General features: G+C 63.7%; 16 protein-coding genes and 1 tRNA gene. 14 read left to right on the forward strand and 3 right to left on the reverse strand.

From position 1 onward, the window contains the following. Positions 1 to 44 precede the first annotated feature (44 nt). Entirely contained in the window at positions 45 to 1,967 is a 1,923-nt protein-coding gene (locus ACX80C_RS10050) for an FAD/NAD(P)-binding protein (RefSeq protein WP_459326328.1), read from the forward strand. A gap of 169 nt (positions 1,968 to 2,136) precedes the next feature. Here ACX80C_RS10050 and ACX80C_RS10055 read toward each other — a convergent pair whose 3' ends face one another. Both ACX80C_RS10055 and ACX80C_RS10060 read right to left on the reverse strand, forming a co-directional pair. After that, the gene (locus ACX80C_RS10055) at positions 2,137 to 6,609 is read right to left on the reverse strand and encodes an ExeM/NucH family extracellular endonuclease (protein WP_459326329.1); all 4,473 of its coding nucleotides are present in this window, start codon (positions 6,607 to 6,609) and stop codon (positions 2,137 to 2,139) included. Positions 6,610 to 7,024: 415 nt separating this feature from the next. Continuing rightward, the gene (locus ACX80C_RS10060) at positions 7,025 to 7,513 is read right to left on the reverse strand and encodes a septum formation family protein (RefSeq protein WP_459326330.1); all 489 of its coding nucleotides are present in this window, start codon (positions 7,511 to 7,513) and stop codon (positions 7,025 to 7,027) included. 150 nt (positions 7,514 to 7,663) lie between these two features. Between ACX80C_RS10060 and ACX80C_RS10065 the strand changes: the two genes are divergently transcribed. The 4 genes from ACX80C_RS10065 to ACX80C_RS10080 are packed head-to-tail and all read left to right on the forward strand — an operon-like array spanning position 7,664 to position 11,679. Continuing rightward, on the forward strand, positions 7,664 to 8,710 hold the full coding sequence (locus ACX80C_RS10065; protein WP_459326331.1) for an iron-siderophore ABC transporter substrate-binding protein: 1,047 nt from the start codon (positions 7,664 to 7,666) through the stop codon (positions 8,708 to 8,710). Positions 8,711 to 8,723: 13 nt separating this feature from the next. Beyond that, the gene (locus ACX80C_RS10070) at positions 8,724 to 9,767 is read left to right on the forward strand and encodes a FecCD family ABC transporter permease (protein ID WP_459326332.1); all 1,044 of its coding nucleotides are present in this window, start codon (positions 8,724 to 8,726) and stop codon (positions 9,765 to 9,767) included. Beyond that, positions 9,764 to 10,837 carry a FecCD family ABC transporter permease gene (locus ACX80C_RS10075; protein ID WP_459326333.1) on the forward strand — a complete coding sequence of 358 codons (1,074 nt, stop codon included), beginning with the start codon at positions 9,764 to 9,766 and terminating at the stop codon, positions 10,835 to 10,837. The genes ACX80C_RS10070 and ACX80C_RS10075 overlap by 4 nt, the downstream gene beginning before the upstream one ends. After that, positions 10,834 to 11,679: an ABC transporter ATP-binding protein gene (locus ACX80C_RS10080; RefSeq protein ID WP_459326334.1), complete on the forward strand. Its 846-nt coding sequence runs from the start codon at positions 10,834 to 10,836 to the stop codon at positions 11,677 to 11,679. Before ACX80C_RS10075 ends, ACX80C_RS10080 begins: the two co-directional genes overlap by 4 nt. 67 nt (positions 11,680 to 11,746) lie before the next feature. Here the strand turns inward: ACX80C_RS10080 and ACX80C_RS10085 are convergent. Continuing rightward, positions 11,747 to 11,834 (reverse strand) — tRNA-Ser (locus tag ACX80C_RS10085). Between the two features lie 77 nt (positions 11,835 to 11,911). Here ACX80C_RS10085 and ACX80C_RS10090 point away from each other — a divergent pair. From ACX80C_RS10090 to ACX80C_RS10130, 9 genes are all read left to right on the forward strand, one after another. Beyond that, positions 11,912 to 12,883 carry an NAD(P)H-quinone oxidoreductase gene (locus tag ACX80C_RS10090; RefSeq protein WP_459326335.1) on the forward strand — a complete coding sequence of 324 codons (972 nt, stop codon included), beginning with the start codon at positions 11,912 to 11,914 and terminating at the stop codon, positions 12,881 to 12,883. Between the two features lie 26 nt (positions 12,884 to 12,909). Continuing rightward, entirely contained in the window at positions 12,910 to 13,440 is a 531-nt protein-coding gene (locus tag ACX80C_RS10095; RefSeq protein WP_459326336.1) for a tetratricopeptide repeat protein, read from the forward strand. 76 nt (positions 13,441 to 13,516) lie between these two features. After that, entirely contained in the window at positions 13,517 to 14,137 is a 621-nt protein-coding gene (locus ACX80C_RS10100) for a PadR family transcriptional regulator (protein ID WP_459326337.1), read from the forward strand. Then, positions 14,134 to 14,856 carry an ABC transporter ATP-binding protein gene (locus ACX80C_RS10105; RefSeq protein ID WP_459326338.1) on the forward strand — a complete coding sequence of 241 codons (723 nt, stop codon included), beginning with the start codon at positions 14,134 to 14,136 and terminating at the stop codon, positions 14,854 to 14,856. Before ACX80C_RS10100 ends, ACX80C_RS10105 begins: the two co-directional genes overlap by 4 nt. Positions 14,857 to 14,858: 2 nt before the next feature. Next, the gene (locus tag ACX80C_RS10110; RefSeq protein WP_459326339.1) at positions 14,859 to 17,600 is read left to right on the forward strand and encodes an ABC transporter permease; all 2,742 of its coding nucleotides are present in this window, start codon (positions 14,859 to 14,861) and stop codon (positions 17,598 to 17,600) included. 225 nt (positions 17,601 to 17,825) lie between these two features. After that, positions 17,826 to 18,065, forward strand: a complete 240-nt coding sequence (locus tag ACX80C_RS10115; protein WP_459326340.1) for a hypothetical protein — start codon at positions 17,826 to 17,828, stop codon at positions 18,063 to 18,065. 127 nt (positions 18,066 to 18,192) lie between these two features. Then, on the forward strand, positions 18,193 to 20,499 hold the full coding sequence (locus ACX80C_RS10120; RefSeq protein ID WP_459326341.1) for a carbon starvation CstA family protein: 2,307 nt from the start codon (positions 18,193 to 18,195) through the stop codon (positions 20,497 to 20,499). Next, entirely contained in the window at positions 20,499 to 20,675 is a 177-nt protein-coding gene (locus ACX80C_RS10125; protein ID WP_459326342.1) for a YbdD/YjiX family protein, read from the forward strand. Before ACX80C_RS10120 ends, ACX80C_RS10125 begins: the two co-directional genes overlap by 1 nt. A gap of 111 nt (positions 20,676 to 20,786) precedes the next feature. Beyond that, positions 20,787 to 21,032, forward strand: a complete 246-nt coding sequence (locus ACX80C_RS10130; protein ID WP_459326343.1) for a hypothetical protein — start codon at positions 20,787 to 20,789, stop codon at positions 21,030 to 21,032. Positions 21,033 to 21,042 lie beyond the last annotated feature (10 nt).

Raw genomic sequence — 21,042 nt, forward strand, 5'->3', positions numbered from 1 at the left:
TCGGACGGACTTCGGCCGCGTTTGAAGGCCGATAACCTAGACGGATGGACAATTCGCGGGACCTGCAGGTAGCCATCATCGGCGCCGGCCCGCGGGGCACTTCCGTGATTGAGCGGTTGGCCGCGAATTGGTCTGCCATTCCTGAGGGCGGACGGCCAAGGCTGACGGTCCATGTTGTGGAACCGTACGAGCCGGGGCCGGGACACGTTTGGCGTCCGGATCAGTCCAGGCACTTCCTTATGAATACGCCGGCGCTTTTTCCCACGGTGGTTCCGGTTGGCGAGGCTGCTTCCGGGCGCGCGCCATCGCTGGTTCCGGTGTGCTTCGACGGCTGGCGGCAACGAATGCTCGTCTCGCCCGATGAGAGTCTGAGCGACGAGGATCGCGCCGAGTTGGCAGCGCTGACCTCCAGCGGCTTCCCAAGCAGGGCACTGTACGGTCGCTACCTGCGCTGGGTCTACGTCTCCGTCCTGTCCTGCCTCGGCGACGGTTTCGACGTCGTCGTCCACCAGGTCGAGGCGCGCCACGTACAACGTGTGGGAACGGCATTCCGGGTAGAACTGGGCGAGGACGAGGCGTTGGAGGCGGACGCCGTCGTTCTTGCGATGGGTCATCTTCCGGCGCAGCTGAACCGCGAGCAGGAGGCACTGCGCGATGGCGCCGCGCGGCTTGGGCTGCAGTACTGGCCACCTGCTGTGCCTGCAGACGTGGACTGGAACCGTCTTCCTCCGCGTAAGCCGGTGCTGGTTCGCGGTCTTGGCCTGAACTTCTTCGACATCATGACACACCTCACCGAGGGGCGCGGAGGCCGGTTCGTGCCGGGCGGACAGCCTGCGGGTTGCGCGCTGACGTATGAACCGTCGGGTCGGGAACCGCTCATCATCGCGGCGTCGCGCCGGGGTACCCCGTACCGGGCGAAGGCGAAGTTGGACAGTTATGTGCCGCGGAACGTCAGCCTTCGATACTGCACGCTTGAGCGGGCGGGAAGTTTCGCTGCGGACGGGGTCCAACCCGGGTTCGACCACGACCTGTGGCCGTTGCTTCACCGTGACGCGGTCTGGGCGTACTACTGCACTTTGGCCCGGACTGCCGGACTGGGTGAGGGCTTTCTGGAGAAGCTCCAGGATGCACTCGATGCACCGGACAGCGACTGGGCAGCCAAGCTTGAAGAGACCCTTGATGCTCACGTGTCCGGTTTGGACCGGCTGGATCTGGAGGCGCTTGCCCGGCCGTTCGGGCGTCGCCGGTTCGCGTCTGCGCAGGAGTACAACCGGACGGTTCTGGGGTATCTGGAGGAAGACGCAGCCGGATCAGACCGTGGTGAGGATGATCCGCTGAAAATGGCCATCGGAGCGATGAACGCCGGGCGGTCCGTGATCAAGCAGGTGGTTTCCGATGGCGGGCTCACGGAGGCCTCCTGGACCGCGGAGTTGCGTGGGTGGTTTGAACCTCTCGTTGAGGGACTGGCCAGTGGGCCGCCGGCGCTGCGCATTGAACAGTTGGCGGCATTGGCGAGGGCCGGCGTCGTGCGTTTCGCCGGGCCGGCGCCGCGCTTCGAACTCGACAGCGGACGAAGCCGGTTCACGGTTACCTCCCCGTGGGTGGAGGGCGGTACGTACGACGCCGGTGTGCTGGTGGAAGCGATGATGCCGGCCAACCGGGTGGTGCACAACCGGTCGGTGTTGCTGCGGCGGCTGTTGGAGGACGGGCTGGTGCGTGCCCGCGCGATGATGTCGGAGGACGGTGTGCCGGAGCTCTCGGCGGGGCTGGACGTGACCAAGCCGCCCTACCGGGCCCTTGGTGCGAACGGGCTCGTTCAGGAGGGACTGTATGTGCTTGGGCTGCAACTCACATCCGTGCAGTGGGGAACGGCGATCGCCGCCGAAGCGGGGGCATCGCTCGACGCCGGGGGCCGGACCCTGCGCGACGCCGACGACATCGCCCGCGCAATCCTCGCTTGTACTTAGTCCCCTCCTGGTGCATTGACTCTCCAATAGGTGACTCTTAGAAGCCCCAAACGGTCACCTATTGGAGAGTCGATGCGGGAGGCGCAACGCGAAAGGCGCCCCTCCCCAGCGAATCGGGGAAGAGCGCCTTCCGGCGCTTTCGCGCTCAGCCGTTGGTCGGGCTACCCCGCTATGGCCGGCCGATGAGGCACTTGAGGTACTCGATCAGCTCGTACCCGTAGCGGATCCAGCCGAAGAAGTCCCACCACCGGGTGGGCTTGGTCGGCGGAACGCAGTTCGGCGGTTCGGGTGCCGATCCAGCAGTGACGTACAGGGTGACCGTGGTTCCGGATTCCTCCGCAACCAGGACAATCCGTCCGTCGCCCACCGCGGTCTCCGGCACTGTGACCGTTACCTCGGCCGCACCACCTGAAACCGGGGTGGTGCCCAGTTCGGTGCTGACCCCGCCGTCGTTGATGTAGGTGGCGGTCAGGCTGCTGTTCGCCGGGCTGCCAAGAGAGGTGAGATCAAGCTTGGCAACGCTGAACGAAACCTCGGCGCCCGCCTCTACCTCTGTGGGTGCGTTCCGGACGATCACTCCCCGGCGGTCGAAGCTCGGCGACAGTGGGCTGTTCTCCTCGAGGTAGTTGATCCAAGCGTCGCGGTCCACAAGACCTGAGTCGCGAACGTCCGTGCCCTCCCGGAAGACGGTGAAGTTGTCGCCGCCCTGGGCAAGGAAGCTGACCGTGCCGATCCGGTAGTCGCGGGCCGGGTCCAGCGGTGCGCCGTCGATGGTGACCGACGTGATGCGGGAGCCTGCTGCGAGGTCCGGGTTGTAGGTGTAGGTCACGTTGTCCGAGAGCCCGAGCGCCAGGAATGACCTGGAGCTGCCTTCCGGTTGCCACTGCTGCTCGAGCATCGTCTTGAACTGCTCACCGGTGAGGGTAATTGTCCAGAGGTTGTTGACGAACGGCAGAACCGCATTGGCCTCGGCAAAGGTAATCACGCCGTCCTCGCCGTAGTAGAGCTCGTTACGCAGACCGCCCGGATTGACGACGCCGATCTCCGCACCACCGCGCTCCGCTGCGGAGAGCGAGGCTCTCATCGAGTCGGCCACCAGGTTGCCGAGCGTCGACTCGGAGGTCCGGTCATCACGGTTGCCGTTCACAAATGCGGTGGTGATGTCGGCCGTCACCGATCCCACCGGCTGGCTGCCGATGACATCCGCCTCGGCCAGCGCGGCGTCCACAATCGTCTTGACCTCTGCAACCCTTGGGAACTGGGCTACCAGCGTGGCGTCGTCGGTGGTGGTCCGGGCAACGTTCTGCGCGGTGTAGGACTCGACCTCGCCGGTGGCATTGTCCACGGTGAGAGTGATGTGGCCAATGAACTCACCGTAGGAACCGGTTTGAACGATCGGGCGGGTCTCGCCCTCAGAACCGGGAACCGGTGCATCCCACGCGTACTGCTTGTGCGTGTGGCCGGTGTAGATGGCGTCGACCAGCGGCGTGGTCTCGGTGACAATCTCGGCGAAGGCGCCGCCTGCGGCGACCTCCTCTTCGATCGTGGAACCCTCAACGACGCCATCGCCGGCACCTTCGTGGTATTCGGCGACAATGACGTCGGCAAGGTCCTGCTCCTCGATCTGGGCCGCCACGCGGTTGACGGCCTCAACGGGATCGCCGAAGTCGAGTGTGGAGATACCGTCAGGGCTGACCAACGACGGCGTCTCCTGGGTCACGACACCGATCACGGCGACGTCAATGCCGCCGACGTTGACAATCTCATACTCCTGCAGCGCCGGCGTGGTGGTGCCCTTCTCGTAGACGTTCGCGCCGAGGTAGGGGAACTCCGCGAGCTCGGCGACCCGGCCGCTCAGGTCCTCGAAACCGGCGTCGAACTCGTGGTTGCCCACTGCCGAGGCGCTGAGGTCCAGTGCATTCAGGACGTCGATCGTCGGCTTGTCCTGCGCCACAGAGGAGGCGAACAGGGACGCACCGATGTTGTCGCCCGCCGAGAGGAACAGTGAATTCTCTTCGGCGTATTGCGCGCGCAACTGCTCGATGGTGCCCGCGAACTTCACCGTGTTTGCGTCGATGCGCCCGTGGAAGTCGTTGATTCCCATCAGGTTGAGTTCGGTGGTGGTGTCTTCCGGGGCAAGGTTCAGGCCCACGATCACGGGATCATGGTCACTGGCCCTGAACTGGTTCGGCTCATAGAAGTTGGTGGCGTTGTAGTTGTAGCGGCTGTACTCCAGTGCCACGGATTCCACGGCGTTGATGTTCCAGACATCGACGCCGGAGACGGTTGCATCAGCAGCCGGCGAGGCGAGGATGTGGTCGAGCGAACCCACCTGGCCCGAGAAGACGTACGAGTATCCGTCCGTCTTCGCGCCCTGGTTGACGTACCCGGCGTTGTACAGGATCTGCATGGGATCCTCAGCCGAGTAGGAGTTGAAGTCGCCGGCGAGGAACACCTTGTCGGTTCTCTCTTCGGTCTTCAACCGGTCAGCGAACGCAACAAGCGCGGTTGCCTGCTCAATACGGTCAGCGTTCGAAGCGCCCTGGCCGTCGCCCTGGTCCGCGTTCTCACCGGTACCTGAACCCTTCGACTTGAAGTGGTTCGCGATCACGAGGAACGTGGTGGACTCACCACCGTCCACCACGTTGAAGGTCTGCGCTAGGGGCTTACGGGCGTTCGAGAACGCCTCGTTGTCATCGAGGATGACCGATTCGCCGACCGTTTCGACAACCGCCTTCTTGTAGATGAATGCGGTCCGGATGAAGTCCTCGTTCTCCAGCGCCGGGAGGTCGGCGGGGGAGCGGACATAATCCCAGACACCAGGCGTCGCTTCGTTCAGCGCCGCTGTGAGCGTCGCGAGGGCCTCATCACGGTCCTTGCCGAACTTCGCCGAGTTCTCGATCTCCTCGAGGGAGACGACGTCGGCATCCAGCCCGTTGATCGCCGCAACGATCTTCGCTTCCTGGCGTTCGAGGTTCTCTGCGTTGGCGGCGCCGCGGGCGTCACAGCCTCCACGCACCGTGATGGGATTTCCATCGCGGTCCTCGTAGTAGGTGCAGCCCGTGAGCTGGTCGCCTGTAGTTGTGAAGTAGTTCAGCACATTGAATGAAGCGATCTTGACGTTGCCGCCAACGCTTTCCGGCGCCTCGGGGCGGGTCCCTTCGAAGGCGACGGGCTGAACTTCCGCGGCATTGGCTGCGGTGAGGGCGGTCAGCGGCTGGAACTTCCAGGAGCTGTTGCGGAAATCAAGGACGGCAGGTGCCGTGAATGTCGCGGACGACGTCACACGAACGGGCTGCTCAGGCGTGAGATAGGGCAGCGGCTGGTCCATGTTGGCGCTGTTCAGGAAGTTGGTGGTGGCGCCGTCGTCGAGCAACACTTCGCGGGCCGCGTTGTCGGCGGCAACCGCAGCGTTCTCGGGGGTTCCGGGAGGCGCGATCTCGGTCGGCTGCACCAGCGGGGAATCGCCCACCGCCAGCGCGATTTCACCGTACTGGTTCAACGCATAATTGTCGGTGACTGTGAATCCGCCCGTCGGGTGAACGAGCATGCCTTCGAGTGCTTCGCGGGCGGTGTCATCCGCCGGGTAGGCCACCGATGACGCCTTGACGGCCTCAGCCGGCTCAGCGGGCTTGGTCATGCCGCCGGCGTTCACGGTGATCTGGGACAGCTCGAAGTATTCGCCTGCAACACCGGTCACCTCGACGAAATCACCGACGGCGACATTCTCCACGGTTTCGGGCGAGTAGATGAAGATGCCGTCCGATGCCGCGTGGTCAGAGCCGAGGTCTCCTCCGGTGCCTGCAGTCTGGATGTAGTACCCATCGAATCCGCCGGTGGGGTAGGCAGCCGTGACGACGCCGCGCGTTGTGACAGTCTGGCCCGCGTAAGGGGTGGCGGCACCGTTGCCCTGGATCTCCGCAATGGGGATCACTTCTCCGGGCGTCGGCGGATCAGGGTCGGGTTCCGGTTCGTTTCCCGCCTGGTCGCCGGCAGCATTCGTGGGAGTCACGGCGTCGAGCGCAGTGAAATCAACCTTGTTGTTGTCGGTGTCCACGAAGTCTGCGCGGTTCATGGACAGCGGGTTGGTGGTCCCGCCCGGCCCCTCTTCCGCCGCTGTCTCGTAGGTGTTGGATGAACCGTAGCCCAGCAGGTCCACAACACCCGATGCACCGACAACGGAGCCAACCGCAAGCGGATCGACGGCGCCGGGCTGGTTCGACAGCACGATGGTTCCGCGTGTGCCGCTGAAGTTCAGAGCAGTGGTTACATCCGGTGCAGGAAGAGCAGCACCGAAACTGTCATTGCTGCCGCCTTGAACCAGGAAGTAGCCGTTCGCCGGAATGCTTCCGCTAAGCTCCGCGACGCCGGTTGGCGCAGTGACGGTACCCGCCGCGCGGTATTGCAGAGACCAGCCGTCAAGACTGACCGGCGCATCCGTAGTGTTGTAAAGCTCCACGAACTTGTGGGTGAACGGCGCGTTGGCGCTGCCGCCGTTCACATAGGCCTCATTGATGACGACGCCGGAGCCTGCCTGGGCCTCGACGGTTTCTTCCGCGCTGGCAGGCAAGGCCGCCACCGGTGAGGCGAGCAGCCCTACCGACAGCGCCGAGCACAGCGCGCCCCTCCACGAATTTTTCATCCGTTATGTTTCTCCTTGACTTTGGCCGGTTGACGGCCGCGAGTGATACCCGCTTTCGGCGTTGAGCGTCGGCGGATGTGGCCACGAGAGTGACGATAGATGGTGCCGGTGACAATTCGGTCGCCACAAAGCAAACCACTCCGGTATGAACGGGTGGTTACCGTGCGGGAACGGATCGGCGGGGTCGAGACCATCAACGGCGGAAACGTTTAGTTGTACGTCAGCGTCTTCAGAGCGGGCAGATCCCCCGAATGTGCCGCGGTGAAAGATGTGCCAAGTTCGCAACAGGCATGTGAGCGTTTCCCATCGTCGGTCCGGTGGTGTCGGACTGCAGCGTCCAGCCCAGATCGCTCTTTAGTGACTTGGACCACACAGACGCCACACACATTCAAACACGCCTGCTTGCCGTTGGGAACTATCGGGCAGAGCCCTTCAAGGTGCCTGTGGTGGAAGCACCTGCGGGCTGGCCGACCAGGCAGATGACGCTGCGGCCGCCCTCGGTGGCCCACTCTTCCTCCACAGGGTAGAAGTACTGGAGGTCGAGTTCTGAAGCGTCGTACTCGACGCCAATGAACCCGTCGAACTCGCTGCGGCAGAACTCCTGAGCCAGCGCATCGGCTTCACCGAGGCCGGGGTAGTCCCCTTCCGGAAGCTCGGTGGTAGCGAAGACTTCGAACGCGTGCTCCTCGGTGCAGGGCAGGACCTCGATGTTCGGTTCCGCCGCGGTACCGGAGTCTGTCATGCATTGACCCGCCTCCAGCTCATTCTCGGAAACGGCGGCCTGTGAAGGAGCGGGTGTGCTCGGCGGCGCCGCGCCGTCGTCGTCATTTGTTGAAGCGGTGCAACCGCTCAGCACGGCGGTGGAAAGGGCCAGGGCGGCGGCAAGCAGAAATCGCTTGTTCATCGTTGAAGGGCTCCTCGGCATTGGTTTCGGCACTTGGGGGAGCCTATCCGATCAGGCCGGCCGGGCCATCTCGGGTCACAAAAATTGGGCTGCGCCAACACAATGGTATGGTAAGGCTTGCCTAACTCGCTCTGACCTAAAGAGGTTCAATTGATTCGCTCCCGCATGCTCGCGGCGCCACTTGCTGTCATCTCGCTCACCCTCAGCCTAGCCGCGTGCGGTTCGGAAGGCGGCTCACAGGAGGACTCAGCTGGTGACGGTAACTCCAGTGCTGCGTGGACGCCAATCACCGTTGAGCATGCGCTCGGCACTACTACCATCGAGAAGCAACCTGAACGGGTCGCCACGGTTGATTACGCCAACCAGGAGGTCCCCCTTGCCCTCGGCATTGTGCCCGTCGGCATGTCGAAGATGACATGGGGCGACGACGACGGCGACGGGGTCCAGCCCTGGGTAGAGGACAAGCTTGAGGAGCTCGACGCGGAGACCCCCGTGCTCTTCGACGAGACCGACGGCTACGACTTCGAAGCCGTTGCCGCCACCGAACCCGACCTGATCCTCGCCGGCTACTCAGGCATGACCGAGGAGGACTACGCGACGCTGAGCGAGATCGCGCCCGTCGTGGCCTATCCGGACGACCCGTGGGCAACCCCATGGCGGGAGTCGATCAAGATCAACGCCACAGCGCTTGGGAAGGAGGAGGAAGGCGAGCAGCTTGTCGCCGACCTTGAGCAGGCCATCGCCGACGCTGTCGCCGAGCACCCCGACCTTGAAGGTGCCAACGGCATGTTCATCACGCACGTCGATCCCACCGATCTGAGCGAGATCAACTTCTATAGTGCCGCCGACACCCGCACCAAGTTCTTCGAAGACCTCGGCATGGCAATTGCTCCGAGCATTGTGAAGGCGTCAGGCGACAGCGGGGAATTTTCCGGCTCAATCAGCACCGAGCGGGCCGACGAGCTTTCCGACGCCGATGTAATGGTCACCTACGGTGGTCAGGAGCTGATCGATGCGCTCAAGGGCGACCCGGTCCTTTCCCAACTGCCGGCGGTCAAGAATGACGCCATTGTCAACCTCGACGGTACTAAGCCGATCGGCACCGCGGCCAACCCCACCGCCCTGTCGCTGCCGTACCTCATTGAGGACTATGTCGCACTGCTCGCCGATGCGGTAACGGGCAGCGCCGGCAAGTAAGTACCTCCGCCACGTGAACAAGACCACCGACGCGCCCCTCGGGACCGTTGCAACCCTGCGCCAATCCCGACGGGTGCGCGGGGTTGCATTGGTTGTACTGATTGGCATCCTGGCAGTCATCTGCGCCGCCTCGATCGCCTTCGGTTCGCGGGAAGTCGGCCTCCCAGACATCTGGGCCGGACTTACGGGCTCAACCGAAGGCATGGATCAAGCGGCGGTCGCCAAACGTATACCGCGCACGTTCCTCGCTGCAGTGGCCGGCGCAGCGCTGGCTGTCTCGGGCTTGGTCATGCAGGGCATTACCCGCAATCCGCTGGCTGATCCCGGCATCCTGGGCGTCAACGCTGGCGCATCCCTTGCGATCGTCACGGGAATCGCGTGGTTCGGGCTCGCATCACCCGAAAGCTACATCTGGACGGCGATAGCAGGAGCGGCAGTCGCCGCGACCTTCGTCTGGTTGGTCGGTTCGCTCGGGCGCGGTGGCGCCACCCCTCTCAAGCTCACCCTTGCAGGGGCAGCCACTGCCGCTGCTCTCGCGTCCTTCGTGACCGCCGTCGTCCTGCCCCGTCCGGACATCTCGGAGAACGTGGTTTCCTGGCAGATCGGAGGCGTGGGAGGCGCAACCGATGAAGGGCTCCTCCGTCTGTTGCCATTCCTAGTGGTCGGAACGCTGATCTGTGCCGGGACCGCGCGCGGTCTGAACATGCTCGGTTTGGGTGACGATCTGGCCTCCGGGTTGGGCGAGCACGTCACCCGTACCCGCCTGATCGCGGCCGCGGGCGGTGTGGTGCTGTGCGGTGCCACCACCGCGGTTACAGGACCCATCGCTTTCATAGGCCTGGTGGTGCCGCACTTCTGTCGCCTGATTGTCGGCGTCGATCACCGTTGGCTCATGCCCTTCAGTGCCCTTGGCGGCGCCTGCCTGCTCGTTGCAGCCGATGTGGTGGGTAGGGTAGTGGCGTCGCCGAGTGAGGTGGACGTCGGCATTATCACCGCACTGCTGGGCGCCCCCATTTTCATTGCCGTGGTGCGTCAACGACGGATGCGTCCGCTGTGATCGCACCTCACACCGCCCTGCCCGAAGATTCAGCGCTCCGGCCCATTGTCCAGAGGGTCAGCGCCAGTCGCCACACCCGCACCCGTCGGTGGCGTCGGGTCACCGCCCTCCTGGCACTGCTGGTCATCGCTGCGTTTGCCGGTAGCCTGATGTTCGGCCAGACCAATTACCCTCCCCACGAGGTAGTGAGGGTAATCCTCGGTGAGGAGGTTCCCGGTGTTTCCTTCACAGTGGGCCGGCTCCGGCTCCCGCGTGCCGTCCTGGCCATACTGGTAGGCCTGAGCTTTGGCCTTGCCGGGGTGACGTTCCAGACCCTGCTGCGGAATCCACTGGCCAGCCCCGACGTCATCGGTGTCACCGAGGGTGCCAGTGCCGCTGCGGCTGTAGCCATCGTGTCGTTCGCGCTGAGTGGGCTGACCGTCTCCGGGCTGGCTGTGGCCGCGGGCCTCATTGTCGCCCTGTCGATTTACCTGCTCGCTTATCGTCGCGGCGGCGCCGCCGGTACCCGGCTGATACTGATTGGCATCGGTGTGGCAGCGATGATGCAAAGTGTTATCGCTTGGCAGCTTGAGCGGGCAACCAACACCCAGTTGGCCCAGGCCCTGCGCTGGCTCACTGGCAGCCTGAACGGGGCCTTGTGGAGCGATGCGGGGCCAGTTCTCGTGGTCCTCGTGGTCCTCGGCACGGCGATCCTCATCCAGAGCCGGAACCTGTCCGTCTCGCGCCTGGGAGACGACGCCGCTTCCGGCCTCGGGGTGCGGGTCGAACGGATGCGACTGCTCACGATCAGCGCCGCCGTCGTAATCGCCTGTGTCGCCACCGCGGCCAGCGGGCCGATCGCTTTTCTGGCATTCCTTTCCGGGCCAATCGCCGCACGCATCGTGGGTCCCCACGGCTCCTTGTTGGTCCCGTCCGCGCTGGTAGGTGCACTGCTCACCCTGGTGGCGGACTTCGCCGGGCAATATGCGTTCGGTGTGCGGCTTCCCGTGGGCGTAGTGACCGGCATCCTGGGAGCACCCTACCTTGTCTACCTCATTGTCCGAATCAACCGGGTTGGAGGCATGCTGTGACTTCTTCGCAGCCGCACCTGTTCATTGAAAGCCTTACCCTCGGCTATGGCGACGGCGGGGCGGTGATCGAAAACCTTGACCTGGTTATTCCGCCGGGCCGTATCACGGTCATTGTTGGTCCCAACGCCTGTGGCAAGTCGACGCTGCTGCGTTCCATGTCGCGGCTGCTGTCCCCTGTGGCAGGCCACGTGCTGCTCGACGGACAAGCCTTACACAAGATACCGGCCAAGCAACTGGCACGAAGGCTTGGCTTGCTACCCCAATCGCCGATCGCTCCCGAGGGGATCACAGTCGGCGATCTCGTGGGGCGGGGACGGCACCCGCACCAGCGTGCGTTTGCCCGCTGGAGTGCGGCAGACGACCAGGCAGTTGCCCGCGCGCTTGCGGCGACCGACACCGTCGACCTCGTCGACCGCGCCGTCGACGAACTCTCCGGCGGCCAGCGGCAGCGGGTATGGATTGCAATGGCTCTGGCGCAGCAGACTGAGGTGTTGCTGCTCGACGAACCGACCACCTTCCTCGACGTCAGCCATCAGATTGAAGTCCTTGACCTGCTCACCGAGCTCAACCGCACCCACGGAACTACCGTCGTCATGGTGCTTCACGACCTGAACCTCGCGGCGAGGTACGCCGGCCACCTCATCGCACTGTCCGGGGGGAAACTTGCCGCAAGCGGGTGTCCCGAGGAGGTGCTGACGCCGAGCCTGGTGAAGCACGTTTTCGGTATGACGAGTACCGTCATCACTGATCCGGTGTCGGGCAAGCCCCTGATGATTCCGGTGGGCAGATACCACGCTGATTACGCTGCCGGGGAACGGGACCTGGCTACCGATTCGGCCTGACCCGCAGCAAAGGCGGCCCCGCGGGCCCTTCTGGACCAGCGGAAGCCGCCTCTGACTTGCTGTTGTGCGGAAGGTAAGGGATTCGAACCCTTGAGACGGGGTTACCGTCCACTGGTTTTCAAGACCAGCTCCTTCGGCCGCTCGGACAACCTTCCTTACGGGAATAGTGTTTCATGCAGGGTAGGTGCGTTCAAAACCCCCGCAAGCCATCCTGCGACGGAAAGGAAGCTTCATGAGAGCCGTTGTGCTGCGAAAATTCGGTGATCCGGATGTACTGGAGGTTGCCGACGTCGTACCTCCCCAGCCAAAAGCAGGGGAGGTACTGATCGACGTCGTTGCCGCCGGGCTCAACCGGGCAGACGTTCAGCAGCGGCGGGGGTTCTACCCGCCGCCCGCCGGGGCCCCCGATTATCCGGGGCTTGAGGTGTCCGGGCGGATCAATGATCCCGGAGATTCGGACTTTCAGGTGGGCGACACCGTCGTCGCGCTTCTGGCCGGCGGCGGTTACGCGGAGCAGGTTGCGGTAGCTGCCGGGCAGGTACTTCCAGTGCCCGACGGCGTTGACCTGGTTTCCGCGGCTGCGTTGCCCGAGGTCGCGGCAACCGTATATTCGAACCTCGCGATGGCTGCCGGGCTGCAATCCGGCGAGTCTGTGCTGATCCACGGAGCATCCGGCGGCATCGGCACAATGGCGATTCAGTTTGCCCGTGCTCTGGGCGCGCGGACGCTCGTAACCGCCGGGTCAGACGGGAAGCTGGACTTCGCTCGCTCCCTCGGCGCGGATGTGTGCATCAACTACCGGGAACAGGACTTCGTGCACGAGGTTCGCGAAGCGACAGGCGGTAAGGGAGCGGATTTGATTCTCGACGTCGTCGGGGCCAAGTACCTGGAGCGCAACGTCGATGCGCTTGCTCTCGGTGGTCGCATGGTGGTCATCGGGCTGCAGGGTGGGGCAAATGCGGAACTGAACCTTGGGATGCTTCTATCGAAGCGCGCTTCGGTAACTGGCACGACTTTGCGGTCTCGCCCTGTGGAGGAGAAGTCGTCGATCATGGCAGCCGTGCGGAAATACGTCTGGCCGCTGATTTCCAGCGGGTCCATCAAGGTGCCCGTTGACCGGACCTTCCCGCTGGAGGAGGTGGTCGCCGCGCACGAGTACTTCGACTCGGGTGAGCACCGGGGAAAGGTGCTGCTGACCGTTTAGTCAGTGGCCATGGCTACAGTTGGCACATGCCTGCACAGAAGGATCCGTTCGACGCTGCCCCTTCTCCCGAGCAGTCAGGAGACACCTCCGGAAGCAACTGGGAGGACCGGATCGCGGCTTTCTGGGCAGACTTCGACGGTGATAAGGCCGATGACATGGTCGCGCTCATGCGCGAACTCGTATCGCAGTGCCCGTACGAAGACGGGCGCGCCGACTACGAGCTGGGTGGCGCGTTCGATTCCGTCGGGCGGGAGCATGACGCGCTGGAGTACTACGAGCGAGCACTCGTGAAAGGTCTCGATCCCGACCGGGCCGCGCAGATGCGGATCCAGCACGCGAGCACCCTGCGGAATGTCGGACGGCCGGACGACGCCGTCGCCATGCTGAGCGATGGTCAGGAACGTGACGACGCAACGGCGGTCTTTCTCGCCCTCGCAATGCATTCCGCCGGTCGGAAGGACGAGGCCCTCTCGGTTGCGCTGACCGCGCTTGCCGATCATCTGCCGCGCTTCGGTCGTTCCGCCCGTGCTTACGCGGAGGACTTGCTGACCCAATAGCGCGTCGCTATTCCCAACCGCATACCCAGTATGTAAAACTGATCCAGTTAGATACTGAGTATGCAAAGGGGATCTCGTGTCCGTGCGCCATAGTCTGTTGGCGCTCCTGAAGGAGCAGCCGCGGTACGGCTACCAATTGCGCGCTGAGTTTGAGCAACGAACGGGCTCAACCTGGCCGCTGAACATTGGACAGGTGTACACAACGCTGGACCGGCTGGAGCGCGATGGTCTTGTGACCAACGACGGCGACGACGGCGACGGCCACGTAATCTACCGGCTCACAGCAGAGGGATCGGAGGAGGTGCGGAACTGGTTCGCGAAGCCGGTCGCCGCAACGAATCCGCCCCGCAATGAGTTGGCCATCAAGCTGGCGCTCGCCGTCACCCTCCCGGGGGTTGATGTGCAGGCGGTAATCCAGGCGCAGCGCGCCGCGTCAATGCGGTCGCTGCAGGATTACACGAAAGCGCGTCGCACCACTGCGGCGCACGATCGGCCGGAAGACACGGCCTGGCTCCTCGTGCTGGATTCCCTGATCTACAGCACGGAAGCCGAGGTCCGGTGGCTTGACCACTGCGAATCCCGGATGCTGCAACTCAGTGCGCAAAATGCCGCCCGGCCTCGTACGCGGAGTGTGGGGGACTCCGCGTCCGGGGCCGCGGCGGAGGGAAACTTACACATCCATGGGGGAAGAAAATGAGTCAGGTGCTGCAGCTTGCAGGGGTTGGACGGACGTTTGGCGAAGGCGCGACGTCGGTGGCTGCCCTTCGCGATGTCGACCTCACCATTAGCAAGGGTGAGTTCGTCGCGGTCATGGGGCCGTCAGGGTCCGGCAAGTCGTCGCTGCTGGCGCTCGCCGGCGGACTGGACAGGCCGACGGCGGGTGAGATCTTCGTCGAAAGCACGCCCCTTAGCGGGCTGACGCTGAACGAGTTGGCGAGGCTCCGGCGTCGGGCCGTTGGCTACGTGTTCCAGGATTTCAATCTGGTGCCCACGTTGACTGCGTCCGAGAACGTGTCGCTGCCCCGCGAGCTCGATGGCGTTCCCACCCGTAAGGCGCAGCGGCAGGCCAAAGACGCGCTGCGACAGGTAGGAATCGAGGCGCTTGCTGACCGGTTCATGGACGAGATGTCCGGTGGCCAGCAGCAGCGCGTGGCGATTGCGCGGGCGATCGTCGGGGACAGACATCTGATCCTGGCCGATGAGCCAACCGGGGCTCTGGACTCCGCCACTGGCGACGAGATCATGGGCGTGCTTCGGCATCGGGCGGATGAGGGGTCCGTCGTCATGCTTGTGACCCATGAGGCTCGGCATGCGGCGTGGGCGGACCGGGTGATTTTTATCCGTGACGGGCGGATTATCGATGAGTCGGAAGCGGCTCAGGACCCGGCGTCGCTGCTCGCGCAGAGCGGGCTCTAGAAATGGGCGTGGAGGTCGGTGCCTACAAGGGAGCCCGGAAACAGGCCTTTCTCATGGCGTTGCGGCTCGCCTGGCGCGATGCGCGAAAGCACAAGGGGCGCAGTGCGCTGATTGTGGCGCTGATCGCGTTGCCGGTGGCGGGGATGACTATGGTCGCGCTGCTGGCAACCAGCTCGCAGATGACACCGCAGGAGCGCATAGACGCCGACCTTGGCACGGCCCAGGCCGTGTTGGTGCAGGGCATTGGCAACGGATACATTCAGGACCCAACTGAGCCCAGGGCCGGCATTCCGATTGGTGAGCCGGATCCCGACTTCGTGGCAACATCGCCCGTCGATGCCGTCCCGGACGGTTATGAAACGATCGTGGAACGATCAGCGCCGCTTGAACTGTTCAAGGGCAAGGTGCCCATTTACGCGATGATCCACACCACCGAACTGTTCAATTCCGCATTCGCCTCCCGCTACGAATTGACCGAGGGCGCCTCGGACGGCCCCGCTGATGCGGTGTATCTCAGCGTTGCCCTGGCTGAGCGGATGGAGCTCGGCGTGGGCGATTCGTTGGAGGTTGGGCCTGATAGCTATCCGATTGCGGGGATCATCCGGCATTCGGATATGCGTTACTTCCCTGATGTCGCTTTTGCTCTGCCTGGCCATCCCTTGGCGCAAGATTCGGGAGAGATGGAGGCCCAGGTCTTTCTCCTGGGCGAGGACCCCCTGACATGGGTGGAAGTGAAGGAGCTCAACGAGGTCGGAGTGGCCGCGTTGTCCCGGCACGTGCTGCTCAACCCGCCCGGTGCCGCGGAGCTTCCACCGGGCTACTCGTCCATGCAGGGCCAAGGGGTCCTCATGGGAATCCTTGCGATCAGCGTGATCGGAGTGCTGGTTCTCGCGGAGGTAGGGCTGCTCGCCGGTGCTGCCTTTGCTGTCGGTGCTAAAAGCCAGCGCCGCATGCTGGCGCTGCTTGCGGCCGCAGGAGGGGAAAAGTCTACGGTTCGCTTCGTTGTCACTGCTTCAGGCGTGGTGCTGGGCGCGATAGGCGCTGTGTCCGGCGCTCTCATTGGCCTCGCCGTGGCTGCTGTCTGGGTTCACTGGCATTTGTGGACGTACTCTTCCGCGTTTCCTGGATTTCACCTCATCTGGTGGCCCATTGCGGTCTTCGCCATTTTGGGTTTCGTGGCAGCGGTCATTGCGGCGCTTGTACCCGCCTCTGCTGTCGCACGACAGAACGTATTTTCAGCAGTGAGGGCGGCGCATTCCGCTTCCAAGCCGGCACGGCGGGTACCACTAGCAGGGCTCATCTGCCTGGCGTTGGCGTTGATCTCTGGCGGGGCTGGGGTGATGCTCGCTGTCACCGCATCGCTGGGCCAAGAGATGGCAGCGCGCTCGATCCTCTTCGTCCCGCTCATGGGGTTAGGAACCGTGCTCCTTCTCGTGGGACTGCTCCTCTGCACAGGCCGCATCATCGACCTTTTTGCGAAGCTTGCCAGACGGACAACCGCGTCCGTTCGGATGGCCGCGCGGGACGCGTCGCGCAACAGGAGCCGGTCCGTACCTTCAGTGGCTGCAGTCCTTGCTGCAACAGCAGTTGCAGCAATCGTCATGATCAGTTCAGCGACGTTCGCGCACGACATCGAGTACGGACAACAACAGCCTCTGCGTGACCAGCAGGGTGCGGTGCCGCTTGTCGAGTACAACAACGAAGGCGAAGTTGTTGGCACCAAAGATCCTGATGCTGCGGTAGAGGCTGTGGAGAAGGTGATGGGCTCATCAGTGGGTCCCGGGACCGTTCTGACCGGCGTTGATGAGAGGTGCAGTTCGCAACTCGAGGCCTGTACCCAGCTTCAGCTCGAGCTTCCGGCCGCCAACACCTGCACGGCTCTCATCGAGGAAGGGTCCGCCGATCCAGCTACCTGTCGCGATCCTTACAGCTACGGCGCAATGATGCCGCAGTTTGTGGCAGGCGGGACCGAAGCTGTCGAGGCGATCACCGGAAGTGAGCCATCGGCCGAAACCCTTGCAGCGTTGGGGGAAGGAAAAATGGCGGTTCTCAACCCGGCATGGATTGCTGACGGTAAGGTCACAATCCTTGGCATTTCTCACTCACTTGAGACTGGCGAGGTCGCCGAGGAGAACCGCTACGAGGTTGAGGCCTTTGCAATCCCGAATGCGCCCAACCTCGCAATCGGCGGAATTGTGTCGCCTGAGACCGCGGAGGAGTTGGGCTTCGAGGTAACGAGGAGCGTCGTTGTGATGGACCTTCCTGAACAGCCAACCACCTCCGTCGGCGACGAGATCAGCGCCGAACTCATCGAAACGGTCGGCGCCTCCACCTACTTCAACTACAACTATCCGGGGCAACCCACCGAGCAGATATTGTGGGCCATCAGCGGCATAGCTGCCCTGGTAGCACTCACGTCCGCAGGAATCACAGCCGGGCTGGCGCTCGCAGACGGTCGTAGTGATCACGCAACCCTCGCAGGCGTGGGTGCCGCGCCCGCACTGCGAAAGCGTCTAGCGGCGGCCCAGACCGGGTTTGCCTCGTTGCTCGGAGTCGGGCTGGGGTTGGCCGCTGGGATAGTGCCGTCGCTGGCGGTCCTGACGGCGATGCAGGAATACCAGCTCGTCATTCCATGGCCGCAGCTGCTCACACTGGTGCTGCTCGTACCGCTGATCGGCGCCGGCGCGGCGTGGTTGTTCACCCGCGCGAAGCTCCCGATGACCCGGCGGGCGCTGCTGCAGTAATCAAAGGCTGCTGCAGTAAGCGACGCGTTCCTGTACGCAGGCAACGGAACCGTTCACTTCCTGCGGGTGACGTAGATTCGAGGCACCGTCGTTTGCGGGGAGGAAACGGATTCGCCGGTTGCCTGCAGTTCGTTACGCGCAAACAGTAACCAGACAATAAGGCTGCTTTGTATAACCGGGACGGTATGACAAGCTAATCCTCACTGACGTCCCAAGGAGGAAATCATGGCCAAGCATAGGGCAGACGGCGAACCGGATCAGGCGGCACCGGGCAAGGACCAGGAATCCGGGCTGGAAAGCGCCGCAGAGAACTGGGCCGAGAACATGGCGGACCAGGTGCCCGACGGCGTCGAGAACAACGAACGCGACACCGCCAACGAGGGCCCAGACCCCCGCACCGAAACGCACTCCAGCCTCAGCGAAGGTTCCAACGCACGTGACGGACGAGACGATCCGTCGCACTAATACGTAGCACCAACCGTTCATCTCAGAAATTGCACCATTGAGCGACCGCCCTCCAAAAGGGGGCGGTCGCTCGATCGTGAAGGCGCTACTTTCGATGAGTTAAGCACTCAACTTTCGAGGGAGCACCATGAGTGAGAAGAACCCCGGCCGGGGCGCGGGGGCACGCGGCCAGCAAAACGAAGACCGCCAAAACCACGACGCCGACGTCGTCGTCCAGGATCCGCACCTCCCACCCACGGCGGTGGATCCGGAGAAGGAAAACGGCGGCTGGACCCCGCTGAAGATTGCCATCTGGGTAGGAATCGCGCTGCTGGGTGGCGTGAGCTGGACCGTGCTCGCGGTTGTCCGAGGCGAAACCGTGAATGCGATGTGGTTCGTCTTCGCGGCAGTCTGTACCTACCTGATCGCCTACCGGTTCTATTCCAAGTTCATCGAGCGCAAGCTCCTGAAGCCCAACGACCGGCGGGCGACACCCGCCGAATACAAGGCTGACGGCAAGGACTACGCCGCCACCGACCGGCGCGTCCTCTACGGACACCACTTCGCAGCCATCGCCGGAGCCGGCCCGCTCGTCGGCCCAGTGCTCGCTGCCCAGATGGGTTACCTGCCGGGCACAATCTGGATCATCCTCGGCGTCGTACTCGCAGGCGCCGTCCAGGACTACCTGGTCATGTTCTTCTCCATGCGCCGCGGTGGCCGTTCGCTCGGCCAGATGGCACGTGAGGAACTCGGTGTCATCGGCGGAACAGCCGCGCTCATCGCGACACTCGCAATCATGATCATCATCGTCGCGATCCTCGCCCTTGTGGTCGTCAACGCACTCGGCGAGAGCCCCTGGGGTGTGTTCTCGGTGGCCATGACCATCCCCATTGCACTGTTCATGGGTGTGTACCTACGGTTCATCCGTCCGGGCAAGGTCACTGAAGTATCGCTGATCGGCTTCGCGCTCCTGATGCTCGCTATTGTTGCCGGCGGCTGGATCGCCGAGACCGAGTGGGGCGTGGCCGTTTTCACACTCGACCGCATCACCACCGCCTGGGGCATCATCATCTACGGCTTCATCGCCGCGATCCTCCCGGTATGGCTGCTGCTCGCACCGCGCGACTACCTCTCCACCTTCATGAAGATCGGCACGATCGTGATGCTCGCGGTCGCCATTATCATCGTCCGCCCGGAAATCAACGTACCCGCCTTCAGCGAGTACGCAGGACGCGCGGACGGCCCGGTGGTTCCCGGCACACTGTTCCCGTTCCTCTTCGTCACCATCGCCTGTGGAGCGCTATCCGGTTTCCACGCACTGATCTCCTCCGGTACAACGCCGAAGATGATCGAGAAGGAGCGCCAAACCCGCTTCATCGGCTACGGCGGAATGCTCATGGAGTCCTTCGTCGCAATCATGGCACTGGTTGCCGCACTCTCGATCGACCGTGGCATCTACTTCGCCATGAACTCCTCGGCAGCTGCCACCGGCGGCACCATCGAGGGCGCAGTCGCATTCGTCAACGGCCTCGGGCTCACCGGCGTCAACCTCGCACCGGATGCCCTGAGCACCCTTGCCACCAATGTGGGCGAAGAATCGGTCGTGTCCCGCACCGGCGGTGCGCCAACGCTCGCCGTGGGTATCGCCCAGATCATGCAGGGCCTCGTCGGCGGGGCAGGGATGATGTCCTTCTGGTACCACTTCGCGATCATGTTCGAAGCGCTGTTCATCCTGACAGCCGTCGACGCCGGCACCCGCGTTGCGCGCTTCATGCTGCAGGACAGCATCGGCAACTTCGTTCCGAAGTTCAAGGACACCTCATGGCGGACCGGCGCCTGGATCTGCACGGCGATCATGGTGGCCGGCTGGGGAGCGATCCTGATCATGGGCGTCACCGATCCGCTCGGCGGCATCAACACGCTCTTCCCGCTATTCGGCATAGCGAACCAGCTGCTCGCGGCAATCGCACTTGCGGTCTGCATGGCAATCTGTGCGAAGAAGGGCGCCTTCAAGTACCTGTGGATTCCGGCGGCACCCCTGGCGTTCGCCGCCGTGGTGACCATTTCGGCGTCGTTCCTCAAGATCTTCTCGCCGGTCCCGACCGTGGGGTATTGGGCGCAGCACTTCGCCTTCCGCGACGCGCTTGCCGCGGGCGAGGAAAGCTTCGGAAACGCACCAACCGTGGCGGCCATGGAGGCGGTTGTCCGCAACACCTTCATCCAGGGAACCCTGTCGATCGTGTTCGTGGTCCTGTCGATCGTCGTGATCGCGACAGCCATCATCGCCACCATCAAGGCGTACCGGGCAGGCGGCGGACCGAGCATGGAAGATCCCGCAGTCCCATCGCGTACTTTCGCCCCGGCGGGCTTGATAGCGACGTCTGAGGAGAAGGAACTCGAGAAGGAGTGGGCTGACCTGCCGAGTGACAAGAGGCCGGCGCGGGCAGGCCACTGATGAGCGTGAAGGAGATGATCTGGCTCTTCAAGGGCGTGATGGGGGAGAACGCGTACCAGCAGTACCTCAACCATCACGCCACCACGCACAGCGGTGAACCACCAATGACTGAGCGGCAGTTCTGGCGGGACAAGACAGACCGCCAGGACGCCAATCCGGAGGGCCGCTGCTGCTGACCCTCCGAGGGAAGATTCGTGCACGTTTGGCGGGTTCGGGGCGCACCGAACCCGCCAAACGTGCACAAAAGTCCCTAGCGCGGAACCGGGCCGCTATGGTTGGCTGGATGAATGACTGAGAACCTCCCGGAACACCTGCGCGAAGACATCGGCGCGCCCACGCCCGCCGCTGAATCCGAGGACGAACACCTGCGCGAGGACGTCAACATCCCCCAGGAAGAGAACGACGGCGGCCCCGAATTCTCCAGGAAACACTTCACCTCGGGTCAGCTCAACGCCGGCCAGCAGGTTCCGGGACAAAGCCCGGCCGGCGAGTACGCCGAAGGCCGTGAGGAAGAGCTCGAAGACAGGGAGTAACCCCGCCGTG

It is taken from the genome of Arthrobacter tecti (genome assembly GCF_054511355.1).